Origin of the sequence: Pseudomonas sp. TH21 (assembly GCF_016651025.1) — a bacterium.
GTDB lineage: Bacteria > Pseudomonadota > Gammaproteobacteria > Pseudomonadales > Pseudomonadaceae > Aquipseudomonas > Aquipseudomonas aylmerensis.
In genome coordinates this window covers 1,171,018-1,194,352 of sequence record NZ_JAEKEQ010000001.1, presented here as the reverse complement: position 1 = coordinate 1,194,352, position 23,335 = coordinate 1,171,018, and the positions used below count along the sequence as shown (strand labels likewise).

Annotated in this window: 20 protein-coding genes; 13 read left to right on the top strand and 7 right to left on the bottom strand. The window is 59.7% G+C overall.

Annotation, left to right across the window (positions count from 1 at the left end; translation table 11 throughout):
• Positions 1 to 28 precede the first annotated feature (28 nt).
• The 4 genes from metG to JFU04_RS05205 all read left to right on the top strand — a co-directional run bounded on the left by metG (position 29) and on the right by JFU04_RS05205 (position 4,708).
• Positions 29 to 2,080: a methionine--tRNA ligase gene (gene metG, locus JFU04_RS05220; RefSeq protein WP_120447742.1), complete on the top strand. Its 2,052-nt coding sequence runs from the start codon at positions 29 to 31 to the stop codon at positions 2,078 to 2,080.
• A 407-nt stretch (positions 2,081 to 2,487) separates the two neighbouring features.
• On the top strand, positions 2,488 to 3,651 hold the full coding sequence (gene rsxB, locus JFU04_RS05215) for an electron transport complex subunit RsxB (RefSeq protein WP_201143621.1): 1,164 nt from the start codon (positions 2,488 to 2,490) through the stop codon (positions 3,649 to 3,651).
• Between the two features lie 128 nt (positions 3,652 to 3,779).
• Positions 3,780 to 4,418 carry an endonuclease III gene (nth, locus tag JFU04_RS05210; protein WP_065906761.1) on the top strand — a complete coding sequence of 213 codons (639 nt, stop codon included), beginning with the start codon at positions 3,780 to 3,782 and terminating at the stop codon, positions 4,416 to 4,418.
• A 107-nt stretch (positions 4,419 to 4,525) separates the two neighbouring features.
• A complete protein-coding gene (locus tag JFU04_RS05205; protein ID WP_028619066.1) occupies positions 4,526 to 4,708 on the top strand; it encodes a PA3496 family putative envelope integrity protein in 183 nt (60 codons plus the stop codon).
• A 73-nt stretch (positions 4,709 to 4,781) separates the two neighbouring features.
• Here the strand turns inward: JFU04_RS05205 and JFU04_RS05200 are convergent, their stop codons facing one another.
• The 3 genes from JFU04_RS05200 to JFU04_RS05190 form a co-directional block, all read right to left on the bottom strand.
• Complete coding sequence (locus tag JFU04_RS05200) at positions 4,782 to 5,414, bottom strand: response regulator transcription factor (RefSeq protein WP_017844627.1); 633 nt, start codon at positions 5,412 to 5,414, stop codon at positions 4,782 to 4,784.
• A gap of 614 nt (positions 5,415 to 6,028) precedes the next feature.
• Positions 6,029 to 7,246 carry an argininosuccinate synthase gene (locus JFU04_RS05195; RefSeq protein ID WP_007938916.1) on the bottom strand — a complete coding sequence of 406 codons (1,218 nt, stop codon included), beginning with the start codon at positions 7,244 to 7,246 and terminating at the stop codon, positions 6,029 to 6,031.
• Positions 7,247 to 7,387: 141 nt separating this feature from the next.
• A complete protein-coding gene (locus JFU04_RS05190; protein ID WP_065906763.1) occupies positions 7,388 to 8,296 on the bottom strand; it encodes a flagellar protein MotY in 909 nt (302 codons plus the stop codon).
• Positions 8,297 to 8,452: 156 nt separating this feature from the next.
• Between JFU04_RS05190 and pyrC the strand changes: the two genes are divergently transcribed.
• Together pyrC and rnt are read left to right on the top strand one after the other, a co-directional pair.
• On the top strand, positions 8,453 to 9,499 hold the full coding sequence (gene pyrC, locus JFU04_RS05185; RefSeq protein WP_106805015.1) for a dihydroorotase: 1,047 nt from the start codon (positions 8,453 to 8,455) through the stop codon (positions 9,497 to 9,499).
• Positions 9,496 to 10,167, top strand: a complete 672-nt coding sequence (gene rnt / locus JFU04_RS05180) for a ribonuclease T (protein ID WP_010564138.1) — start codon at positions 9,496 to 9,498, stop codon at positions 10,165 to 10,167. The genes pyrC and rnt overlap by 4 nt, the downstream gene beginning before the upstream one ends.
• A gap of 1,241 nt (positions 10,168 to 11,408) precedes the next feature.
• On the opposite strand, the gene JFU04_RS05175 is transcribed toward rnt, so the two are convergent.
• Positions 11,409 to 12,011 carry a peroxiredoxin gene (locus JFU04_RS05175; protein WP_003172097.1) on the bottom strand — a complete coding sequence of 201 codons (603 nt, stop codon included), beginning with the start codon at positions 12,009 to 12,011 and terminating at the stop codon, positions 11,409 to 11,411.
• 244 nt (positions 12,012 to 12,255) lie between these two features.
• Between JFU04_RS05175 and JFU04_RS05170 the strand changes: the two genes are divergently transcribed.
• Both JFU04_RS05170 and bfr read left to right on the top strand, forming a co-directional pair.
• Positions 12,256 to 12,474, top strand: coding sequence for a bacterioferritin-associated ferredoxin (locus JFU04_RS05170; protein ID WP_078740971.1), 219 nt, complete (start codon positions 12,256 to 12,258; stop codon positions 12,472 to 12,474).
• A 201-nt stretch (positions 12,475 to 12,675) separates the two neighbouring features.
• A complete protein-coding gene (bfr, locus tag JFU04_RS05165) occupies positions 12,676 to 13,146 on the top strand; it encodes a bacterioferritin (protein WP_012722487.1) in 471 nt (156 codons plus the stop codon).
• Positions 13,147 to 13,223: 77 nt separating this feature from the next.
• Here bfr and grxD read toward each other — a convergent pair whose 3' ends face one another.
• Together grxD and JFU04_RS05155 are read right to left on the bottom strand one after the other, a co-directional pair.
• A complete protein-coding gene (gene grxD / locus JFU04_RS05160) occupies positions 13,224 to 13,562 on the bottom strand; it encodes a Grx4 family monothiol glutaredoxin (RefSeq protein ID WP_065906770.1) in 339 nt (112 codons plus the stop codon).
• A gap of 86 nt (positions 13,563 to 13,648) precedes the next feature.
• A complete protein-coding gene (locus JFU04_RS05155; RefSeq protein WP_201143620.1) occupies positions 13,649 to 15,757 on the bottom strand; it encodes a molybdopterin oxidoreductase family protein in 2,109 nt (702 codons plus the stop codon).
• 433 nt (positions 15,758 to 16,190) lie between these two features.
• On the opposite strand from JFU04_RS05155, the gene argF reads away from it, so the two are divergent.
• Both argF and JFU04_RS05145 read left to right on the top strand, forming a co-directional pair.
• A complete protein-coding gene (argF, locus tag JFU04_RS05150) occupies positions 16,191 to 17,111 on the top strand; it encodes an ornithine carbamoyltransferase (protein ID WP_065906772.1) in 921 nt (306 codons plus the stop codon).
• Entirely contained in the window at positions 17,108 to 18,217 is a 1,110-nt protein-coding gene (locus tag JFU04_RS05145; RefSeq protein WP_120447738.1) for an ABC transporter ATP-binding protein, read from the top strand. Before argF ends, JFU04_RS05145 begins: the two co-directional genes overlap by 4 nt.
• A gap of 780 nt (positions 18,218 to 18,997) precedes the next feature.
• On the opposite strand, the gene ybaK is transcribed toward JFU04_RS05145, so the two are convergent.
• Positions 18,998 to 19,468 carry a Cys-tRNA(Pro) deacylase gene (ybaK, locus tag JFU04_RS05140; protein WP_201143619.1) on the bottom strand — a complete coding sequence of 157 codons (471 nt, stop codon included), beginning with the start codon at positions 19,466 to 19,468 and terminating at the stop codon, positions 18,998 to 19,000.
• A 326-nt stretch (positions 19,469 to 19,794) separates the two neighbouring features.
• On the opposite strand from ybaK, the gene JFU04_RS05135 reads away from it, so the two are divergent.
• The 3 genes from JFU04_RS05135 (at position 19,795) to JFU04_RS05125 (ending at position 23,082) form a co-directional block, all read left to right on the top strand.
• Positions 19,795 to 20,649, top strand: a complete 855-nt coding sequence (locus JFU04_RS05135) for an MIP/aquaporin family protein (RefSeq protein WP_201143618.1) — start codon at positions 19,795 to 19,797, stop codon at positions 20,647 to 20,649.
• A 76-nt stretch (positions 20,650 to 20,725) separates the two neighbouring features.
• On the top strand, positions 20,726 to 22,231 hold the full coding sequence (glpK, locus tag JFU04_RS05130; RefSeq protein WP_065906783.1) for a glycerol kinase GlpK: 1,506 nt from the start codon (positions 20,726 to 20,728) through the stop codon (positions 22,229 to 22,231).
• 95 nt (positions 22,232 to 22,326) lie between these two features.
• Positions 22,327 to 23,082, top strand: a complete 756-nt coding sequence (locus JFU04_RS05125) for a DeoR/GlpR family transcriptional regulator (RefSeq protein ID WP_010212755.1) — start codon at positions 22,327 to 22,329, stop codon at positions 23,080 to 23,082.
• Positions 23,083 to 23,335 lie beyond the last annotated feature (253 nt).

Here is a 23,335-nt window from a genome sequence, read left to right as displayed (position 1 = left end):
CCTCCGTTTCATCAAGTAGCCGAGCCCCATGTCCGAGCCACGCAAGATCCTCGTCACCAGCGCCCTGCCCTATGCCAATGGTTCCATCCATCTTGGCCATATGCTTGAGTACATCCAGACCGATATGTGGGTGCGCTTCCAGAAGCATCGCGGCAATCAATGCATTTATGTCTGCGCGGACGACGCCCACGGTTCGGCCATCATGCTGCGCGCCGAAAAGGAAGGGATCACCCCGGAACAACTGATCGCCAATGTGCAGGCTGAACACAGCGCCGACTTTGCCGAGTTCCTGGTTGATTTCGACAACTTTCACTCGACCCACTCCGAAGAAAACCGTGAGCTGTCGAGCCAGATCTACCTGCGCTTGAAAGATGCCGGGCACATTGCCACGCGCTCGATCACGCAGTATTTCGACCCGGAAAAGAAAATGTTCCTGGCCGACCGCTTCATCAAGGGCACCTGCCCGAAATGCGGCACTGAAGACCAGTACGGCGACAACTGCGAGAAATGCGGTGCCACCTACGCACCCACCGACTTGAAGGATCCGAAGTCGGCCATCTCCGGCGCCACCCCGGTGCTCAAGGACTCCCAGCACTTCTTCTTCAAGCTCCCGGATTTCCAGCAGATGCTGCAAACCTGGACCCGCAGCGGCACCCTGCAGGATGCCGTGGCGAACAAGATCGCCGAATGGCTGGATGCCGGCCTGCAACAGTGGGACATCTCCCGCGATGCGCCGTACTTCGGCTTCGAGATTCCCGGTGAGCCGGGCAAGTATTTCTACGTGTGGCTGGACGCGCCGATCGGCTACATGGCCAGCTTCAAGAATCTCTGCGACCGTACGCCGGAGCTGGACTTCGATGCGTTCTGGAACAAGGATTCCAAGGCCGAGCTGTACCACTTCATCGGCAAGGACATCGTCAATTTCCATGCGCTGTTCTGGCCGGCGATGCTCGAAGGTTCCGGCTACCGCAAGCCAACCGGCATCGCCGTGCACGGCTACCTGACCGTCAACGGCCAGAAGATGTCCAAGTCCCGTGGCACCTTTATCAAGGCGCGCACCTACCTGGACCACCTGTCGCCGGAATACCTGCGTTACTACTACGCCTCCAAGCTGGGCCGTGGCGTCGACGACCTGGACCTGAACCTGGAAGACTTCGTACAGAAGGTCAACTCGGACCTCGTGGGCAAAGTCGTCAACATCGCCAGCCGTTGCGCCGGTTTTATCCACAAGGGCAACGCCGGTCTGCTGGTCGCCGAGAACGCCGCGCCGGAGCTGACCGAAGCGTTCCTGGCGGCTGCGCCCAGCATCGCCGACGCCTACGAGGCGCGCGACTTTGCCCGCGCCATGCGCGAAATCATGGGCCTGGCCGACCGCGCCAACGCCTGGATTGCCGACAAGGCGCCGTGGTCGCTGAACAAGCAGGAAGGCAAGCAGGCTGAAGTCCAGGCGATCTGCGCCACAGGCGTCAACCTGTTCCGTCAGTTGGTGATCTTCCTCAAGCCGGTCCTGCCATTGCTGGCCGCCGACGCCGAGGCGTTCCTCAATGTCGCACCACTGACCTGGAACGACCACGCCACCTTGCTCAGCAACCATCAGTTGAACGAGTTCAAGCCGCTGATGACCCGTATCGACCCGGTCAAGGTGCAGGCCATGACCGACGCGTCCAAGGAGGACCTGGTCGCCAGCCAGACCGACACCGGCGAATCGGCTCCGGCCGGCAACGGCGAACTGGCCAAGGACCCGCTCTCCCCGGAGATCGATTTCGACGCGTTTGCCGCTGTGGACCTGCGTGTTGCCCTGATCGTCAAGGCCGAAGCCGTGGAAGGAGCCGACAAACTGCTGCGCCTGACCCTGGATATCGGTGACGAGCGACGCAACGTATTCTCCGGGATCAAGAGCGCTTATCCAGATCCGTCGAAGCTCGATGGTCGCCTGACCATGATGATCGCCAACCTCAAGCCACGGAAAATGAAGTTCGGCATCTCTGAAGGCATGGTGATGGCAGCCGGCCCTGGCGGCGAAGAGATCTACCTGCTGAGCCCTGACAGCGGCGCCAAGCCAGGCCAGCGTATCAAGTAAGCGTCTAGGCCTTCAGTGAGCGGGCCTGGTGTGGTTGGCCGGGCTTGTTGTGATTAGCCGGGCTTGTTGTGGTGAGCTGGGCTTGTTGTGGTGAGCGGGCTTGCCCCGCGTTGGGGCGCGTAGCGGCCCTGAACCAGGCACCCGGTTCTGTCTGTAGGAATGCGGCGGCCCTGATGGGGCTGCTTCGCAGCCCAACGCGGGGCAAGCCCGCTCACCACAACAGCCTTCCACAAGCCTCAAGCTACAAGCTACAAGCTAAGAGCCACGAGCCAGCTTGTAGCTTGAGGCTTGAGGCTTGTAGCTTGTAGCTTGTAGCTTGAGGCTTGAGGCTTGAGGCTTGTGGCTTGTAGCTTGTGGCTTGTATCTAAACGCTCTGTTTGTCCAACCGGCATGCCAATGATTACTCCATGAATCTGATTCAACGTATCGACGCGCTGCTGCCGCAGACCCAATGCGGCAAGTGCGGGCACCCGGGTTGCAAGCCTTACGCCGAGGGCATCGCGCGTGGTGAGGCGATCAACAAATGTCCGCCCGGTGGGCAGGAAACCATCGTCGGCCTGGCGCTCTTGCTGCGTGTGCCAGCGCTGGAACTGGACACCAGCCGTGGCGAAGCCCCGGCCCAGGTTGCCTACATCCGCGAGGCCGAATGCATCGGCTGCACCAAATGCATCCAGGCCTGCCCGGTGGACGCGATTGTCGGCGCCGCCAAGTTGATGCACACCGTTATCGTCGATGAGTGCACCGGTTGCGACTTGTGTGTCGCGCCCTGCCCTGTCGATTGCATTGAGATGCGCCCAACGGCCAGCGTGTTGCCGATTGTGGGCGGCTTGGCGACCAATGAGTCCCAGCGTCATGCACGCGGCCTGAAACGCGATCGCGCGCGGCGGCGCTTTGAACAGCGCAACGCACGCCTGCAACGGGAAGAAGCCTTCAAGCTCGCTGAACGCCTGGCACGGGCCAAGCGCGCCGCACCAGAGGTCCCCACGCCACCCGATGCCGCTCAAGCAGCACAAGACGCCGCGATCAAGAAGGCCAAGATCACGCTCGCCATGAGCCGCGCGCAACTGCACAAATCCTTGAAGGCATTCGGCCACCCGCCGACCTTTGAGCAGCAGTCGCAATTGATCGTCCTGCAGCAGCAGTTCGAAGCGGCGGAGCAGGCGCTGGCGGCCCTGGAGGTCACCGAGCGAGCGGCGCCGCCCGCGCAAAAAGACCCTGCGCTCAAACGCGCAAAAATCCAATTGGCGATGCGCCGCGCCGAATTGAAAAAAGCTCAGGACCTGAACGCTGACGAGCAGCAGCTGGCGACCTTGAGCGCTGCGCTGTCCAGCGCCGAGCAAGCCTTGCATGACGCCGAGATTGACAGTGAGCAGCCCCGGCCCGATTTACAGCGCGTGGAAAAACGTCCGATCGACGCCCAACTGCGACAGCTGAAAACGGCGTTGGCCTATGCTCGAGCCGATGTCGCCAAGCTACAACGCCAACCAGGCGTCAGTGCGGATCAACTCAAAGCCGCACAACACGCGCTGGAGCAAGCGCAGCAGCGGGTGGACACTCACGTCGGCGCTTGACCCACTGCAGGCGACGCTGCCGTGCGCCGTGGCGATGGTTTATCCTGCTCGGGTCATCGCCCGCGGGCCCGAAGCCTGGATCCACTTTTCATACTGATGTCGACCGTTTGCAAGGAACCCACCGCCCCATGAACGCCGCAAAACGCCTGGAAATTTTTCGCAGGCTTCACGAAGACAATCCGGAACCCAAGACCGAGCTGGCCTACACCACGCCGTTCGAGTTGCTGATTGCGGTGATCCTCTCGGCCCAATCCACGGACGTTGGCGTCAACAAGGCTACGGCGAAGCTGTATCCGGTGGCGAACACACCCGAGGCGATCTACGCCCTGGGAGTGGAAGGGTTATCGGAATACATCAAGACGATTGGCCTGTACAACAGCAAGGCCAAGAACGTGATCGAAACCTGCCGCCTGCTGGTCGAACTGCACGGCAGCGAAGTGCCGCAAACCCGCGAAGCCCTTGAAGCGCTGCCGGGAGTGGGCCGTAAAACCGCCAACGTGGTGCTCAACACCGCGTTCCGACAACTGACCATGGCCGTGGACACGCATATATTTCGGGTCAGCAATCGCACCGGAATTGCCCGTGGCAAGAATGTGGTGGAAGTCGAAAAGCAGTTGATGAAATTTGTCCCCAAGCCCTATCTGCTCGACTCCCATCACTGGCTGATCCTGCATGGGCGCTACGTTTGCCAGGCGCGCAAGCCTCGCTGCGGCAGCTGTCGGATCGAAGACCTGTGCGAATACAAGGAAAAAACCTCCGACGATTGAGCAATCATTGATTTTCTCGATCAGTCGATTGAAAAAATCTTTTTTACCCGCTCATGGAATATCGTTATAAGGAGCGCCAACGGCAGTCTTAGCCCGGAGTTAACCTTATGAGCACTGGCAAAGAACAACTGGAAGTGGAAGACGACCTCGTTGAGTCGGATGACGATGGGGCAGAAGCACCTGTGGCAGAGGTGGCCAAGACCAATCTGAGCAAACGCCGCACCATCGACAATCTTCTGGAAGAGCGACGCTTGCAAAAACAGTTGGCCGACTACGACTTCGACCTCTGATAGAGCCTGTAACGGCCGGAAGCCTCCTTTACGGAGGCTTTTTTGTGCCGGCACACCTGGATTGACAGCGGCCCTATACCAGACCGTTGCGTTGGGCCAACTCGATCAGGTCCACCAGCGACCGTGCATTGAGTTTGAGCAGCAAGCGTGTCTTGTAGGTGCTGACGGTCTTGTTGCTGAGGAACATGCCGTCAGCGATCTCCTTGTTGGTTTTGCCTCGGGCCAACTGTTGCAACACCATCATCTCGCGACCGGAAAGGCGCTCGACCATGTCAGCCTCGCTGGCGTTGCCCATGGTGGAGCGCACCGAGTTCAGCGCCTGGTTGGGGAAATAGCTGTAGCCCGAGAGCACCGCTTTTATGGCACTCAGCAACTCGGTCAGATCCTGCTGCTTGCACACATAGCCGGCAGCCCCCGCCTGCATGCAGCGCATCGAGAAATGGCCGGGGGCCTGCGACGTCAGCACCAGCACCTTGAACGGTGTGGCCTGCTTGGTGGACGACAGTCGGCAAATGACTTCCAGGCCGTCGAGCTTGGGAATTCCAATATCCAGTATGACAATGTCCGGCATATGCTCGCGCGCAAGTTGCAACGCATCGACACCGTTATCGGTCTCGGCAACGACCTCATAACCATGACGCTCCATTAGCATACGCACAGCAAGACGAATGACGGGATGATCATCCACGATCAGCACTTTATTCATGAGAAAGTCCAATTTCGCTGTTCGAATTATTCAGAGCAAACACAATAGCCTAGTCGTTTCCTAGTTGGCATAGCATTCACCCCCAAGTTAGAGCAACCAGAGACCCAACCCACAACCACTTCGGAATTAACCTACAAAAAAACGCCAACTCGGATGTGTCGAGATTTATGTGGCCTTTCAGACCTTTCCTGGGTCGCACATATTTTGAATGAAATATCCAACCAATAAGGGGGTTGGGGTAAACGCGGCGTACGCAACCTTCAGGAAACATCCCTTGCTTGGGGCGTAGGCATACGCGGGCCGGCGAAAAGCGGCCGACGCGCTCAGTTCCATTTGACATATCCATTTACACTCAAAATCTCCTACAGAACTTTCATAAACGCTTAGTCAAAACACACTTACATGTGTGAATTTTCTGTAAGACATAGTTCCTAGTCAGATGTAAATAATTCGCCCCCTCCAAGAATCGACAACAAATGTTCAGGATTGAAACTTTTAACCCTTAACAGCTCGGCAACTTTAAACATTTATAAACATGAGACTGTGTTGCTTAATCGACAGGCAAAAAAAATGGCCCCTTGATAAAGGGGCCATTCTCACAACGCGTCTGACACTCAGAACAACTTGCGACCCTTGTTGGCCGCAATGCGCATGCGCAGTGCGTTCAACTTGATGAAGCCCGCAGCGTCCGCCTGGTTGTAGGCGCCGCCATCTTCTTCGAAGGTGGCGATATTGGCATCGAACAGCGACTCATCGGACTTGCGCCCGGTGACGATCACGTTGCCCTTGTACAGCTTCAGGCGCACCACACCATTCACGTGGGCCTGGGAAGCGTCGATCATCTGCTGCAGCATCAAACGCTCTGGGCTCCACCAGTAGCCGGTGTAGATCAGGCTGGCGTACTTGGGCATCAGCTCGTCTTTGAGGTGAGCCACTTCGCGGTCCAGGGTGATCGACTCAATGGCGCGGTGGGCGCGCAGCATGATGGTGCCGCCTGGGGTTTCGTAGCAGCCACGGGACTTCATGCCCACGTAGCGGTTCTCGACGATGTCGAGACGGCCGATACCGTGTTCACCACCGATACGGTTCAAGGTCGCCAGCACGGTGGCCGGGGTCATTTCGACGCCGTCCAGTGCGACGATGTCGCCGTTGCGGTAGGTCAGTTCCAGGTATTGCGGCTTGTCAGGTGCGTTCTCCGGGGAGACGGTCCAACGCCACATGTCTTCTTCGTGCTCGGTCCAGGTGTCTTCCAGCACGCCGCCTTCATAGGAGATGTGCAGCAGGTTGGCATCCATCGAGTACGGGGACTTCTTCTTGCCGTGACGCTCGATCGGGATCGCATGCTTTTCAGCGTAATCCATCAGCTTTTCACGCGACAGCAGGTCCCACTCACGCCAAGGGGCAATCACTTTGACGCCTGGCTTGAGGGCGTAGGCGCCCAATTCGAAGCGCACCTGGTCGTTGCCCTTGCCGGTAGCACCATGGGAAATGGCGTCGGCGCCGGTTTCGTTGGCGATTTCAATCAGGCGCTTGGCGATCAGCGGACGTGCGATGGAAGTACCCAGCAGGTACTCGCCTTCGTAGACGGTGTTGGCGCGAAACATCGGGAAGACGAAATCGCGGACGAATTCTTCGCGCAGGTCGTCAATGTAGATCTCTTTCACGCCCATGGCTTGCGCCTTGGCACGTGCAGGTTCGACCTCTTCGCCCTGACCCAGGTCAGCGGTGAAGGTCACCACTTCACAGTTATAAGTATCCTGCAGCCACTTGAGGATCACCGAAGTGTCCAGGCCGCCGGAATACGCGAGAACGACCTTGTTTACGTCGGCCATGCCATCACTCCACGGGGTTGTACGGAAAGCCGTCGATTCTACCGACCAAAACCGTGAATTTACAGAGGCGCGACAGCAAATGAAGATAAAGCGACAGATTATGTCGAGTGAGCGACCGATGGTCGCATCACAGGGACGGGCTTATGACGTGTGTGCCGGGTTGCTCGGCGCAGTAGCCTGGGGCGCCGGTTTCTCGGGAGCGGCCACGCGCTCCAGCTGAATATTCACGCGGCGGTTGCGCGCCCGGTTGGCCGCATTGGTGTTGGGTGCCAAGGGATAGCTTTCGCCGTGGAAACGCATGGTGATTTGCGACTCCTGGATACCATTGGCCTTGAAGTAATCCATCACCGCCAACGCGCGGCGGCGCGAGACATCGCGGTTGGTGAGGCGATTGCCACTGTTGTCCGAATGCCCGTTCAACTCGATATGGTTGACGGTGGGATCCGCCTTCATGAACGCAAGAATCACCGACAGTTTTTTCTTCGCGGCCGCATCCAGTTCGATGCCGCCACCGGGGAAACCGACCTCGGTCTGCTTGACCTGATCGTAATTCATCGGCAGCAACTTGGTGGTACACAACTGATAGTCGTTGTAGGCCTTGTTGAATTTCACCGGCAACAGGCGAATTTCCGAATAGCCGCCTTCGCGCCCGTAATGCCGCACGGTCGGGCTGCGTCCTTCCAGCAAACCGGTGAACAAGCGCCCGGCCTGGGCCTGAGAGCTGTTGAACAGTACATCGCCACTGCCTGCCCGCACCGCGCCGAGGTTGATATCGCCCCGGCCCGGTTGCCAAGGGGCAGCCGCCGCCAACAACGTGGCCGAGCCCGCGCCCAGCGCGCCGCTGTAGGCTTTCAGACGAAATGTTGCCTGCTCGCCGGCCCGGCGCACGAACTCACCCGAGCCGAAATCAGTAATTGGCTGGGTCAGGCGGCACTCGAACTGATCGCCTTCCACCTTCCACTCAATATTCTCCAGACGTGTCTGGAACGTGAGGGCCATCGCAGGCAGGCTGGCGAACACACTGAGCAGGGCTAGATAATGCTGGCGCACGGGAGGCTCCACTGGTTTCTACAACACTTCAAAGCGTCATACATCGTTAAGGCATACCTAGGGCTATCGGTTGCATCCGGCAAAACTTGATAGCGAGTGCCTGCAAGAGTCTTTTCCGGTAGCATTCCCACCAGATTGACCCGCCTGGAATCCCCAATGTCCGACCGCCTGACCCTGCTGCGTCCCGACGACTGGCATATTCATCTTCGCGATGGTGCTGCGTTGCCTCAAACCGTGGCCGATGTAGCGCGCACGTTTGGCCGCGCCATCATCATGCCCAACCTGGTACCTCCGGTGCGCAACGCCGCTGAAGCCGACGCCTATCGCCAGCGTATCCTCGCTGCGCGGCCGGCCGGCAGCCGCTTTGAACCGTTGATGGTGCTCTACCTCACCGACCGCACCCAGCCTGAAGAGATTCGCCAGGCCAAGGCCAGCGGTTTCGTGCACGCCGCCAAGCTGTATCCGGCGGGCGCGACCACCAACTCCGATTCCGGCGTGACCAGTATCGACAAGATCCTGCCGGCCATCGAAGCCATGGCGGAAGTCGGCATGCCGCTGCTGATCCACGGCGAAGTGACCCGTGGTGATGTCGACGTGTTCGATCGCGAGAAGATCTTCATCGACGAGCACATGCGCCGCGTGGTCGAGCTGTTCCCGACCCTGAAGGTGGTGTTCGAACACATCACCACGGCCGATGCGGTGCAGTTCGTCACCGAGGCTTCGGCCAACGTGGGCGCGACCATCACTGCGCACCACCTGCTCTACAACCGCAACCACATGCTGGTGGGCGGGATTCGACCGCATTTCTATTGCCTGCCGATTCTCAAACGCAACACCCATCAGGTCGCCCTGCTGGATGCCGCGACCAGCGGTAATCCGAAGTTCTTCCTCGGCACCGACTCCGCGCCCCATGCCCAACACGCCAAGGAAGCCGCGTGTGGCTGTGCCGGCTGCTACACCGCGTATGCCGCCATCGAGTTGTATGCCGAAGCGTTTGAACAACGCAACGCCCTGGACAAGCTCGAAGGTTTCGCCAGCCTCAACGGCCCGCGTTTCTACGGCCTGCCGGCGAACACCGACCGCATTACCCTGGTCCGTGAAGACTGGACCGCCCCTGCCAGCCTGCCGTTTGGCGAGCTGACTGTTATCCCGCTGCGCGCCGGTGAAACACTGCGCTGGCGCCTGCTGGAGGAAAGCAAGTGAGTGAAGACCATTACGATGACGAACACGAGCACAGTGGTGGCGGCTCCCGTCACCCGATGGCCGAGCGGTTTCGCGGTTATCTGCCGGTTGTCATCGACGTAGAGACCGGTGGTTTCAATTGCGCCACCGACGCCTTGCTGGAAATCGCCGCCACCACCATCGGCATGGATGAACAAGGTTTTGTGTTCCCGGAGCACACCCACTTCTTTCGCGTCGAGCCGTTCGAAGGCGCCAATATCGAAGCAGCAGCCCTGGAATTCACCGGGATCAAGCTCGATCACCCACTGCGCATGGCGGTGAGTGAAGAAGCGGCGCTGACCGATATTTTCCGTGGCGTGCGCAAGGCGTTGAAGGCTAATGGCTGCAAACGCGCAATCCTGGTAGGCCACAACAGCAGCTTCGACCTGGGTTTCCTGAATGCTGCCGTGGCGCGCCTCGATATGAAGCGTAACCCGTTCCACCCCTTCTCCAGCTTCGACACCGCCACCCTCGCAGGCCTGGCTTATGGCCAGACCGTACTGGCGAAAGCCTGCCAGGCAGCCGGTATCGACTTTGACGGACGCGAAGCCCACTCGGCGCGCTACGACACCGAGAAGACGGCCGAGCTGTTCTGCGGCATCGTCAACCGTTGGAAGCAGATGGGCGGTTGGGAAGACTTCAACGACTGACGGCGCGGTTGTGGCGCCCTGCTTGCCCTGATGTGGCGACCTGCTTGCCCTGATGTGGCAAGCCGGTTTGCCCTGATGTAGCAATGTGGCTGCGCTGTTGTGGTGAGCAGGCTTGCCCTGCGTTGGGCTGCGTAGCCGCCCCATTGGCACGCACAGGGTTTATCAGGTAAACCGCAGGGTCTGGTTTTGGGACCGCTGCGCGGCCCAACGCAGGACAAGCCTGCTCGCCACAAGAAGCCTGCTCACCACGAGAGGCTTGTTCCCCACACGAAGCCTATTCAATACAAGAAGCTTGTTCCCCACGTGGAGCCTACTCACCACAGCCTGCTTACCCTACTGTGGCCATCGGGTTGCTGTGTTGTGGTGAGCAGGCTTGCCCTGCGTTGGGCTGCGCAGCAGCCCCATTGGCACCCATAGGGGTTATCAGGTAAACCGCAGTGTCTGGTTTTGGGGCCGCTGCGCAGCCCAACGCAGGACAAGCCTGCTCGCCACAAGAGGCCTGCTCACCACGAGAGGCTTGTTCCCCACACGAAGCCTATTCACTAGAAGAAGCTTGTTCCCCACGGGGAGCCTACTCACCACAGCCTGCTTGCCTTGATGCGGCAATGTGGCTGCTGTGTTGTGGTGAGCAGGCTTGCCCTGCGTTGGGCTGCGTAGCAGACCCATTGGCAACCACAGGGTTTATCAGGTAAACCGCAGTGTCTGGTTTTGGGGCCGCTGCGCAGCCCAACGCAGGGCAAGCCTGCTCGCCACAAGAAGCCTGCTCACCACGAGGCTTGTTCCCCGCACGAAGCCTATTCAATACAAGAAGCTTGTTCCCCACGGGGAGCCTACTCACCACAGCCTACTTGCCTTGATGCGGCAATTTGGCTGCTGTGTTGTGGTGAGCAGGCTTGCCCTGCGTTGGGCTGCGCAGCAGCCCCATTGGCAACCACAGGGTTTATCAGGTAAACCGCAGTGTCTGGTTTTGGGGTCGCTGCGCGGCCCAACGCAGGGCAAGCCTGCTCACCACAAGAAGCCTGCTCACCACACGAGGCTTGTGCACCACATGAAGCCTACTCACCACAGCCTGCTTGCCTTGATGCGGTCATCTGGTTGCTGTGTTGTGGTGAGCACGCTTGCCACAAGAGGCCTCCTGACCACAAGCAGCGCACTCGCGACTCAAAGCCAGTCACACGGCTGAATCCCGCGCATAAAAAAACCGGCCTTCTCAGGCCGGTTTTTTTTACCGTGAAACTGGCTTACAGCTTGCCAGCGTTCTCGGTCAGGTAAGCCGCAACGCCTTCCGGCGAAGCGTTCATGCCTTTGTCGCCTTTTTTCCAGTTGGCAGGGCAGACTTCGCCGTGCTCTTCGTGGAATTGCAGAGCGTCGACCAGGCGGATCAGCTCTTCCATGTTACGACCCAGCGGCAGGTCGTTGATGATCTGGGAACGTACAACGCCCTTGTCGTCGATCAGGAACGCGCCACGGAAAGCCACGCCGCCTTCGGACTCGACGTCGTAGGCCTTGGCGATGTCGTGCTTCATGTCGGCAGCCATGGTGTATTTGACTTTGCCGATGCCGCCATCATTGATGGCAGTGTTGCGCCAGGCGTTGTGGGTGAAATGGGAGTCGATAGAAACGGCAACCACTTCTACGTTGCGCGCCTTGAAATCGTCCATGCGGTGGTCCAGAGCGATCAGCTCCGAAGGGCAGACGAAGGTGAAGTCCAGCGGGTAGAAGAATACCAGGCCGTATTTGCCTTTGATGGCTTCAGACAGTTTGAAGCTGTCAACGATTTCGCCATTGCCGAGGACGGCAGGTACGTCGAAATCCGGGGCTTGTTTGCCGACGAGTACGCTCATTGGTTATCTCCTGATAGTAGGGTGACGATTGAAGTAAAAGGACCGGCCTCAAGTCAGCCGCATTCAAGCGACAGGCCCGTGACACAGTCACGCTTCGTGAAGACCGAGCATCATACACTGAAAAAACCGTTCGTCAGTGCGAGGGCAATGCCTGTGAATACCTTACGAATCTACTTTGACAATCATTCTCGTTAACATTAAGATCCGTCGCACTTAAGCCTTAAACCCGCGACGGTTCTCCCTTATGTATGTGTGCCTGTGTACTGGCGTCACCGACGGACAAATCCGCGAAGCAATCTACGAAGGTTGCTGCAGCTACAAGGAAGTACGTGAAACCACCGGCGTTGCCAGCCAGTGCGGAAAATGTGCTTGCCTCGCCAAGCAAGTGGTACGGGAAACCCTGACGCAGCTGCAGACAGCCCAGGCCGCGCTCCCCTACACAGCAGAATTTACACACGCCTGAATACGCGTGTTTTAAAGAACCGGACTTAGTGTCCGGTTTTTTTATGCCTGCAATTCAATTAGTTAGCGTCAAGACGCGGAACACAAACATTCTTATTCCGATTAATTTTCATTTATTATTCAATAACTTAGGTTTGACACTAAGGATTTCGCCGCTCAAACTCCGCCTTATACACAGCTATTACAGGGCAGGACCCCAGTCATGAAAGGCGACATCTCAGTCATCCAGCAACTCAACAAAATCCTTGCCAATGAACTGGTCGCGATCAATCAGTACTTTCTGCATGCGCGCATGTATGACGATTGGGGCCTGGAAAAGCTCGGCAAGCGTGAATACAAAGAATCCATCAAAGCCATGAAGGACGCTGATGCGCTGATCAAGCGCATCCTGTTCCTGGAAGGCCTGCCGAACGTGCAGGACCTGGGCAAGCTCAACATCGGCGAGCACACCCAGGAAATGATCAGCAGCGACCTGGGCTTTGAACGCAAGAGCCACAGCGACCTAAAGGCCGCCATTGCGCACTGTGAGACCAAGGGTGACTTCGGCAGCCGTGAACTGCTGGAAGATATCCTGGAAGACCAGGAAGAACATATCGACTGGCTGGAGACCCAACTGGGCCTGATCGACAAAGTCAGCCTGGAGAACTACCTACAATCGCAGATGGGTGAATAAGCCCTAGGCGACAGGTACAAAAAAGCCCCGCTCTCTTATGAGAAGCGGGGCTTTTTATTGACCGATGATTTCTAGAATCAAGCGTCGGTCTTGGCTGCAGCGTTTGCCGCGGCTTCTTTGATCAGCGCCTGCAGCGAACCATCAGCGGCCATTTCGACGATGATGTCGCTACCGCCGACCAGCTCACCGGCAACCCACAGTTGTGGGAAAGTAGGCCAGTTGGCGTACTTCGGCAGGTTGGCGCGGATTTCAGGGTTTTGCAGGATATCCACGTAAGCGAACTTCTCGCCGCACGCCATGATGGCCTGGGAAGCCTTCGCGGAGAAACCGCACTGAGGAGCGTTCGGAGCGCCCTTCATGTAAAGCAGAATGGTGTTGTTGGCAATCTGCTCTTTGATCGTTTCGATGATATCCATGGAACACCTCGGCTGGAACTTTGCGACTCACAGGTCGGCACGGTGGCGCATTGTAACGCAAAATCCCAGCGTGGTGCTCGGGCTCCTTAAGCGGCTGCAACCTGCACCGGCACCCCGTTCAACGCGGCGTTGCCGGACAATTCGTCCAATTGCCGTTCGTCAGTCAAGTCGTTCGCGCTCGCACCCGGCTGGCTGCTGGCGATGGTCATATGCACGCCGGGGCGGCCATGGCCCCAGCCGTGAGGCAGGCTGACCACGCCGGGCATCATGTCCAGGCTGGCCACCACCTCGACCTCGATCATGCCGATGCGCGAACTCACACGCACCCGCTGGCCATCACTCAACTGCCGACGGCTCAGGTCGTCCGGATGCATCAGCAACTGGTGCCGAGGCTTGCCCTTCACCAGCCGGTGATAGTTGTGCATCCAGGAATTGTTGCTGCGCACATGGCGCCGACCGATCAGCAACAATTCGTCAGCCACCGGCACCGGCTGCGCGGCAAAACGCGCCAGGTCCGCGAGGATCACCGCCGGCGCCGCGCGCACCTTGCCATCAGCGGTTTTCAGACGCGCGGCGAGGTTGGGCTTGAGCGGGCCCAGGTCCAGGCCATGGGGATGCTCGGCGAGCATCGCCACCGACAACTTGTACCCGGACGCATCACCATAGGCCCCGGCCCGCAGCCCGAAATCGATCATCTGCGCTGGCGGCATGGTGGGCTTGAGCGCAGCGCCGGTGTGCGCCGCAAACGCTTGAGCCAGCCCGACAAAAATCTCCCAGTCATGCAGCGCGCCCGCAGGCTTGGGCAGGATTGCGCGATTGAAGCGGGTGACGTTACGCACCGCAAACATATTGAAGGTGGTGTCGTAATGATCGTTTTCCAGCGCCGAGGTGGACGGCAGGATCAGGTCGGCATAACGCGTGGTCTCGTTGATATACAGGTCGATACTGACCATGAACTCCAGGCCATCCAGGGCCTGTTCGAGCTGACGACCATTGGGCGTCGACAGCACGGGGTTGCCGGCCACGGTCACCAGCGCGCGGATTTGTCCTTCACCTTCGGTGAGCATTTCCTCGGCGAGGGCCGACACCGGCAACTCGCCACCGTACTCCGGTCGTCCGGAGACCCGGCTCTGCCAGCGATTGAAATGCCCGCCGCCAGTGGACGCGACCAAGTCCACGGCCGGGGTGGTGCACAAGGCGCCGCCGACGCGGTCCAGGTTGCCGGTCACCAGGTTGATCAACTGCACCAGCCAATGGCACAGCGTGCCAAACGCCTGGGTCGAGACACCCATGCGCCCGTAGCACACCGCCTTGTCGGCGCCTGCAAAGTCCCGCGCCAACTGGCGAATCTGTTCGGCTGGCACCGCACACTGACCGCTCATGGCCTCAGCGGTAAAGCCGGCGATGGCCTGGCGCACCTCCTCCAGGCCTTCAACCGGCAGATGGCTGGCGCGGGTCAGGTTTTCGGTAAACAGCGTGTTGAGCACCCCGAACAACAACGCGGCATCCCCTCCCGGGCGCACGAACAGGTGCTGGTCAGCCATTGCCGCTGTCTCGCTGCGCCGAGGATCGACCACCACCACTTTGCCGCCCCGCGCCTGGATGGCCTTGAGGCGCTTCTCCACATCGGGGACGGTCATGATGCTGCCATTCGACGCCAGCGGGTTGCCGCCCAGGATCAGCATGAAGTCGGTGTGGTCGATGTCCGGGATCGGCAACAACAGCCCGTGCCCGTACATCAAGTGACTGGTGAGGTGGTGGGGCAACTGGTCCACCGAGGTTGCGGAAAACCGGTTGCGTGTCTTCAGTTGGCCCAGGAAGTAGTTGCTGTGGGTCATCAGTCCGTAGTTATGCACGCTGGGGTTGCCCTGATACACCGCCACCGCGTTTTGTCCGTGACGCGCCTGAATGCCCGCTAGCCGTTCGGCTACAAGCTCAAAGGCTTCTTCCCACGAGATCGACTGCCATTCGCTACCCACGCGCCGCATCGGCTGGTGCAGGCGGTCCGGATCATTCTGGATATCCTGCAGCGCAACGGCCTTGGGGCAGATATGCCCACGGCTGAACGTATCCAGCGCGTCGCCCTTGATCGAGGTGATCGCCAGGCTGCCGTCGTCGGCCTGGGTGGTTTCCAGGGTCAGGCCGCAGATGGCTTCGCACAGGTGGCAGGCACGGTGATGGAGAGTCTTGGTCATGGCCAGTCTCTTTATTGGGGATGGCTGCACTATGGGCCGCGCCAGGCACAGGGACCAGTAACGTTCGCCCCGTGAATCGGCCGGCATCAGGCCCGGGCATGGGTATACGTGAGCAAATGTTTCAGAAACTTCCCACATAGCCGCCAAAACCGACGCAGCTTGGCCTGGGCGCGTCCCCGCGCATTGCAAAAGGCTGCGGCGCCAGTGTACAAATGGCCCGCTGCTGTCAGGAAATCGTCTTCAAACGCGCTCCGGCGCCCTGCTTGAACACCCTTAAAAACCGTAGCCCTATTGGTAAGACGCGACATTTAATTATAAGATCGCGCCTTCCCCTATTTCGTCGCCCCGTGCGGCTTTCGCCGCAGGTCTCGCCCGTTGTCACAATAAACAAGGCTTTGAGTATCTGCGGTCTGTTGCAAAAAGGTAGTTAATGATGAGCGCAAGGCACTTTCTCTCCCTGATGGATTGCACGCCCGAAGAGCTGGTCAGCGTGATCCGTCGAGGCATTGAGCTTAAAGACCTGCGTAACCGCGGCGTACTGTTCGAGCCTTTGAAAAACCGCGTGCTCGGCATGATTTTCGAGAAGTCGTCGACCCGCACCCGCTTGTCTTTCGAAGCCGGCATGATCCAGCTGGGTGGCCAGGCCATCTTCCTGTCGCCGCGCGACACCCAACTGGGCCGTGGCGAGCCGATCAGCGATTGCGCCATCGTCATGTCGCGCATGCTTGATGCGGTGATGATCCGTACCTTTGCCCACAGCACCTTGACCGAATTCGCTGCCAACTCGCGCGTGCCGGTGATCAATGGCCTGTCCGATGATCTGCACCCGTGCCAGTTGCTGGCCGACATGCAGACCTTCCTCGAACACCGCGGCTCGATCCAGGGCAAGACCGTGGCCTGGATCGGCGACGGCAATAACATGTGCAACAGCTATATAGAAGCGGCGATCCAATTCGATTTCCAGCTGCGCATTGCCTGCCCGGAAGGCTACGAGCCTGACGCACGTTTCCTCGAACAGGCCGGCGACCGCGTGACCGTGGTGCGTGACCCGCGCGACGCGGTGATCGGCGCCCACCTGGTGAGCACCGACGTGTGGACCTCGATGGGTCAGGAAGACGAAACCGCCAAGCGCCTGGCGCTGTTTGCGCCCTTCCAGGTTACCCGCGCCCTGCTCGACCAGGCTGCGCCAGATGTGCTGTTCATGCACTGCCTGCCGGCCCACCGTGGCGAGGAAATCAGCCTCGACCTGCTCGACGACCCGCGCTCCGTGGCCTGGGACCAGGCAGAAAACCGCCTGCACGCACAGAAGGCCCTGCTCGAGTTCCTCGTCGAGCCGGCGTACCACCACGCATGAGCCAGCCATTACTGCTGAACCTGCGCAACCTGGCATGCGGCTATCAAGATCAACGTGTGGTGCAGAACCTCAACCTGCACCTCAACGCCGGCGACATCGGGTGCCTGCTCGGCTCCTCGGGCTGCGGCAAAACCACTACCCTGCGGGCGATCGCCGGGTTCGAGCCGGTGCATGAAGGTGAAATCAGCCTGGCCGGCGAAGTGATATCCAGTGCCGGCTTCACCTTGGCCCCGGAGAAACGTCGCATCGGCATGGTGTTCCAGGACTACGCGCTGTTTCCGCACCTCAGCGTGGCGGACAACATCGCCTTCGGCATTCGCAAGCACCCGCAAAAAGACCGCGTGGTCGCCGAACTGCTGGAACTGGTGAACCTGAAGAACCTCGGCAAACGCTTCCCCCACGAGCTTTCCGGCGGCCAGCAACAACGGGTGGCCCTGGCCCGTGCCCTGGCGCCGGAACCGCAACTGTTGTTGCTCGATGAACCCTTCTCCAACCTCGATGGCGAACTGCGGCGCAAGCTGAGCCACGAAGTTCGTGACATCCTCAAGGCACGCGGCACCAGTGCGATTCTGGTCACCCATGACCAGGAAGAAGCCTTCGCGGTGAGTGATCAGGTGGGCGTGTTCAAAGAGGGTCGGCTGGAGCAGTGGGACACGCCCTACAACCTCTACCACGAGCCGCAGACGCCGTATGTCGCCAGCTTTATTGGCCAGGGCTATTTCATCCGTGGCCAGCTAAGCTCGCCGGAATCGGTCAGTACCGAACTGGGCGATCTGCGAGGCAATCGTGCCTATACCTGGCCTACCGGTGGCGCAGTGGACGTGCTGCTGCGCCCGGACGACATCGTCTATGCGCCGGACAGCGCACTGAAAGCGCGGATCGTCGGCAAGACCTTCCTGGGCGCCTCAACCCTGTACCGCCTGCAATTGCCAACGGGCGCGCAGCTGGAGTCGATCTTCCCCAGCCATGCGGATCACCAGGTCGGCGCGGATGTGGGTATCCGTGTCGCGGCAGAACACCTGGTGTTGTTCCAGGCCTCGGGCAGCACTGCCGCGCAGATTCCGCATGCCGAATCCGGTGTGCGGCGTTACAGCCCGGCGAACTGACAAAGCCCTATCTTAATGTGGGAGCGGGCTTGCTCGCGAATGCGCTGCATCAGCCACTGCATCTTTGAGTGTCACACTGCTTTCGCGGGCAAGCCCGCTCCCACATTGGATCTGCATTGGCCTGAGATCAGGCCCGGCCTATCGGCGCGAACTTGGCCTGGGGTATGTTCGACAAATCCCTTCGAACAGCAGGCGCCCTTCCAGCCCAACGAACTGACAAAACCCCATCGTAATGTGGGAGCGGGCTTGCTCGCGAATGCGCTGCATCAGTCACTGCATCTTTGACTGTCACACTGCTTTCGCGGGCAAGCCCGCTCCCACATTGGATCTGCGTTGGCCTGAGATCAGGCCCGGCCTATCGACGCGAACGTGGCCTGGGGTATGTTCGACAAATCCCTTCGAACAGCATGCGCCCCTCCAGCCCAACGAACTGACAAAACCCTATCGAAATGTGGGAGCGGGCTTGCTCGCGAATGCGCTGCATCAGTCACTGCATCTTTGACTGTCACACCGCTTTCGCGAGCAAGCCCGCTTCCACATTGGATCTGCACCGGCCTGAGATCAGGCCCGGCCTATCGGCGCGAACGTGGCCTGGGGTATGTTCGACAAATCACTCCGAACCCAGCATGCGCCCTTACAGCCCAACGAACTGACAAAACCCTATCGAAATGTGGGAGCGGGCTTGCTCGCGAATGCGCTACATCAGTCACTGCATCTTTGCCTGACACACCGCTTTCGCGAGCAAGCCCGCTCCCACACTGGATCTGCATTGGCTTGAGATCAGGCCCGGCCTATCGGCGCGAACATGGCCTGGGTGTGTTCGGCCAGCACCGCTGCGGGCAGTTCGACCTCCAATCCCCTTCTCCCTGCACTCACGTGAATCGTCGCAAATTGCTGCGCCGTCATATCGATAAAGGTGCGCAGGCGCTTTTTCTGGCCCAGCGGGCTGATACCGCCGAGCAAATAACCGGTGGAGCGTTGCGCCGCAGCCGGGTCGGCCATTTCGGCTTTCTTGACCCCCGCCGCCTGGGCGAGCGCTTTCAAATCCAGACTTCCGACGACCGGCACCACCGCGACCAACAGTTCGCCCTTCTCACTGCTGGCGAGCAAGGTCTTGAACACCTGCGCCGGGTCCAAGCCCAATTTTTCCGCGGCCTCCAGGCCATAGGAGGCGGACTTCGGATCGTGCTCATAACTGTGGATGCGATGTTCGGCACGAACTTTTTTCAACAAATCCAATGCAGGTGTCATGACCTCTCCGGGCGTGGCAGACAGAGCACCAATTCTAAGCCAAGCCCGTGCGAAACGCTCTAGTGCGCGCGCTCGTGACCTATCGCTTCAGAGGGCGCCTCATGATCATTCACCAGACCAATAGTTGGAAAGTGACCGACCGTTCACTTTCGACCTTTGACAGCCGTGATTCTTGTCTATATTTTTTCGTTTCCGAATACTGTAGGAATACACCTACGTGTTTCGAGCAGTAAGCCGTGGCGGAGATGGGGATCCCCACCACGGTGAAAATCGCGCATGACCCGTTGAGGTCAAACGCCAGACAAGAACAACAATTGAGGTTTTCCATGACAACTGCTCTTCAACAGCCTTCACTTTCGAGCCAATGCATGGCCGAGTTCCTGGGGACTGCGCTGCTGATCTTCTTCGGTACGGGATGTGTCGCTGCGCTCAAGGTCGCGGGTGCCAGCTTTGGCTTGTGGGAAATCAGCATCATCTGGGGGGTCGGCGTCAGCATGGCGATCTACCTGAGCGCCGGTATTTCCGGGGCCCACCTCAACCCGGCGGTCAGTATCGCCCTGTGCATCTTCGCCGATTTCGAAAAGCGCAAACTGCCCTTCTACGTTCTCGCCCAGATCGCCGGCGCCTTCTGCTCGGCAGCCCTGGTGTACACCCTCTACAGCAATCTGTTTTTCGATTACGAACAAACCCACCACATGGTGCGCGGCTCACAAGCCAGCCTGGAGTTGGCCTCGGTGTTCTCCACCTACCCCCATGCGCTGCTGAGCACTGCCCAAGCGTTCCTGGTGGAAGTGGTCATTACCGCGATCCTGATGGGCGTGATCATGGCCCTCACCGATGACAACAACGGCCTGCCACGCGGCCCGCTGGCACCGCTGCTCATCGGCTTGCTGATTGCCGTGATTGGCAGCGCCATGGGCCCGCTGACCGGCTTTGCGATGAACCCGGCGAGGGATTTCGGGCCCAAGCTGATGACCTTTTTCGCCGGCTGGGGTGAAATGGCCTTTACCGGTGGCCGTGATATTCCTTACTTCCTGGTTCCGATTTTCGCGCCGATTGTCGGCGCATGCCTCGGTGCTGCGGCCTATCGCGGGCTGATTGCCCGTCATCTGCCGAGCGCCGCACCTGCTATAGCTGAAACACCTGACACGGCTGTCAACGGCAAGACCCGTATTTCCTGAAAGCGCCAGCCTGGGCCCCTGCCCTTCGCGGTCCAGGCTGATTTCTGACTTCCTTATTTCGTCCAAGGCAATTGACATGACCGATATCGAGAATAAGAACTACATCATTGCCCTTGATCAGGGCACCACCAGTTCGCGCGCGATCATCTTCGACCGCGACGCCAACGTGGTCTGCACCGCCCAGCGTGAATTCACTCAGCATTACCCGCAAGCCGGCTGGGTCGAACACGACCCGATGGAAATTTTCGCCACCCAGAGCGCGGTGATGGTCGAGGCCCTGGCACAAGCCGGCCTGCACCATGACCAGGTCGCCGCCATCGGTATCACCAACCAGCGTGAAACCACCGTGGTATGGGACAAGATCACCGGCCGGCCGATCTACAACGCCATCGTCTGGCAGTGCCGCCGCAGCACCGAGATCTGCCAGCAGCTCAAGCGCGACGGCCACGAGCAATACATCAATGACACCACTGGCCTGGTGACCGACCCGTACTTCTCCGGCACCAAGCTCAAGTGGATCCTCGACAACGTCGAAGGCAGCCGCGAGCGGGCGCGCAACGGCGAACTGCTGTTCGGCACCATCGACAGCTGGCTGATCTGGAAATTTACCGGCGGCAAAACCCACGTCACCGACTACACCAACGCCTCGCGCACCATGCTCTTCAACATCCACACCCTGGAGTGGGATGCGAAGATGCTGGAGATTCTCGACGTGCCGCGCGAAATGCTGCCGGAGGTGAAATCCTCCTCGGAAATCTACGGCCGCACCAAAAGCGGCATCGCCATCGGTGGTATCGCCGGTGACCAGCAGGCTGCGTTGTTCGGCCAGATGTGCGTCGAAGCCGGGCAGGCCAAGAATACCTATGGCACCGGCTGCTTCCTGCTGATGAACACCGGCGACAAGGCGGTGAAGTCCAAGCACGGCATGCTCACCACCATCGCCTGCGGCCCGCGTGGCGAAGTGGCTTACGCCCTCGAAGGCGCGGTGTTCAACGGCGGCTCCACCGTGCAATGGCTGCGTGATGAGCTGAAGATCATCGCCGACGCCACCGACACCGAATACTTCGCCGGCAAGGTCAAAGACAGCAACGGCGTGTACCTGGTCCCGGCGTTCACTGGCCTGGGCGCTCCGTACTGGGACCCGTATGCCCGTGGCGCGCTGTTCGGCCTGACCCGCGGCGTACGCGTGGATCACATTATTCGTGCAGCCCTGGAGTCGATTGCCTACCAGACCCGCGACGTACTGGACGCCATGCAGCAAGACTCCGGCGAACGCCTCAAGGCCCTGCGCGTGGACGGCGGCGCGGTCGCCAACAACTTCCTGATGCAGTTCCAGGCCGACATCCTCGGCACCCAGGTCGAGCGCCCGCAAATGCGCGAGACCACGGCGCTTGGCGCGGCGTATCTGGCCGGACTGGCCTGCGGGTTCTGGGGCAGCCTTGACGAACTGCGCGGCAAGGCCGTGATCGAGCGCGAATTCGAACCGCAACTGGACGAAGTCGCCAAAGAGAAGCTGTATGCCGGCTGGCAGAAAGCAGTCAGCCGCACCCGCGACTGGGAACCCCACGAAGGCGCTGAATAAGCCAAGCGCCGGACGGCGATAGGGTTGTAACTGGCAGGGAGCGGATTCCTGCGTCATCATGGGCCACTTTTGTATGGCAGCCCAAAGGACGCCCCATGAATCTGCCTCCCCGCCAGCAACAAATCCTCGAACTGGTCCGCGAACGCGGCTACGTCAGTATCGAGGAAATGGCGCAGCTGTTCGTCGTCACCCCGCAAACCATCCGCCGCGATATCAACCAGCTGGCGGACGCCAATCTGTTGCGCCGCTACCATGGCGGCGCAGCCTATGACTCCAGCGTCGAAAACACCGCGTACGCCATGCGTGCCGACCAGATGCGCGACGAGAAACAGCGCATCGGCGAAGCCATCGCGGCGCAAATCCCCGATCATGCCTCGCTGTTCATCAATATCGGCACCACCACCGAATCCATCGCCCGCGCGTTACTCAACCACAATCACCTGAAAATCATCACCAACAACCTCAACGTCGCCACCATGCTCAGCGCCAAGGACGACTTCGACGTGCTGTTGACCGGCGGCAACGTGCGCCGTGACGGCGGTGTGGTAGGCCAGGCCAGTGTGGATTTCATCAACCAGTTCAAGGTCGACTTTGCCCTGGTGGGTATCAGCGGCATCGACGAAGACGGCAGCCTGCTCGACTTCGACTATCAGGAAGTACGGGTTTCCCAGGCGATCATCGCCAATGCGCGCCAAGTGATCCTGGCGGCGGACTCAAGCAAATTCGGGCGCAATGCCATGATTCGGCTGGGGCCGATCAGCCTGGTGGACTGCCTGGTAACCGACCAGCAGCCGGTGCCCGCGCTGGTGCAGCTGTTGAATCAGCATAAGGTTCGCCTCGAAGTCGTGTGACCCTTCGATCTCTGTGGCGCCTGCACCGACGCCTTCGCGGGCAAGCCCGCTCCCACATTTGACTGCGTAACGCCTGGCGAAATGCGATCAACCTGTGGGAGCCCGGCTTGCCGGCGATAGCGCCCTTGAGATCGTCTTCGCGGGCAAGCCCGCTCCCACATTTGACTGCGTAATTCCTGGCGAAATGCGATCAACCTGTAGGAGCCCGGCTTGCCGGCGATAGCGCCCTTGAGATCGTCTTCGCGGGCAAGCC

What these genes read in the sequence shown, in the direction of transcription:
- JFU04_RS05145 (WP_120447738.1), top strand. Translation starts at nt 17,108, where the DNA reads ATGAGCCAGCCATTACTGCTGAACCTGCGCAACCTGGCATGCGGCTAT.
- JFU04_RS05175 (WP_003172097.1), bottom strand. Translation starts at nt 12,011, where the DNA reads ATGAGCGTACTCGTCGGCAAACAAGCCCCGGATTTCGACGTACCTGCC.
- JFU04_RS05170 (WP_078740971.1), top strand. Translation starts at nt 12,256, where the DNA reads ATGTATGTGTGCCTGTGTACTGGCGTCACCGACGGACAAATCCGCGAA.
- JFU04_RS05205 (WP_028619066.1), top strand. Translation starts at nt 4,526, where the DNA reads ATGAGCACTGGCAAAGAACAACTGGAAGTGGAAGACGACCTCGTTGAG.
- argF (WP_065906772.1), top strand. Translation starts at nt 16,191, where the DNA reads ATGAGCGCAAGGCACTTTCTCTCCCTGATGGATTGCACGCCCGAAGAG.
- nth (WP_065906761.1), top strand. Translation starts at nt 3,780, where the DNA reads ATGAACGCCGCAAAACGCCTGGAAATTTTTCGCAGGCTTCACGAAGAC.
- JFU04_RS05200 (WP_017844627.1), bottom strand. Translation starts at nt 5,414, where the DNA reads ATGAATAAAGTGCTGATCGTGGATGATCATCCCGTCATTCGTCTTGCT.
- ybaK (WP_201143619.1), bottom strand. Translation starts at nt 19,468, where the DNA reads ATGACACCTGCATTGGATTTGTTGAAAAAAGTTCGTGCCGAACATCGC.
- bfr (WP_012722487.1), top strand. Translation starts at nt 12,676, where the DNA reads ATGAAAGGCGACATCTCAGTCATCCAGCAACTCAACAAAATCCTTGCC.
- JFU04_RS05135 (WP_201143618.1), top strand. Translation starts at nt 19,795, where the DNA reads ATGACAACTGCTCTTCAACAGCCTTCACTTTCGAGCCAATGCATGGCC.
- glpK (WP_065906783.1), top strand. Translation starts at nt 20,726, where the DNA reads ATGACCGATATCGAGAATAAGAACTACATCATTGCCCTTGATCAGGGC.
- pyrC (WP_106805015.1), top strand. Translation starts at nt 8,453, where the DNA reads ATGTCCGACCGCCTGACCCTGCTGCGTCCCGACGACTGGCATATTCAT.
- rsxB (WP_201143621.1), top strand. Translation starts at nt 2,488, where the DNA reads ATGAATCTGATTCAACGTATCGACGCGCTGCTGCCGCAGACCCAATGC.
- JFU04_RS05125 (WP_010212755.1), top strand. Translation starts at nt 22,327, where the DNA reads ATGAATCTGCCTCCCCGCCAGCAACAAATCCTCGAACTGGTCCGCGAA.
- grxD (WP_065906770.1), bottom strand. Translation starts at nt 13,562, where the DNA reads ATGGATATCATCGAAACGATCAAAGAGCAGATTGCCAACAACACCATT.
- metG (WP_120447742.1), top strand. Translation starts at nt 29, where the DNA reads ATGTCCGAGCCACGCAAGATCCTCGTCACCAGCGCCCTGCCCTATGCC.
- JFU04_RS05195 (WP_007938916.1), bottom strand. Translation starts at nt 7,246, where the DNA reads ATGGCCGACGTAAACAAGGTCGTTCTCGCGTATTCCGGCGGCCTGGAC.
- JFU04_RS05155 (WP_201143620.1), bottom strand. Translation starts at nt 15,757, where the DNA reads ATGACCAAGACTCTCCATCACCGTGCCTGCCACCTGTGCGAAGCCATC.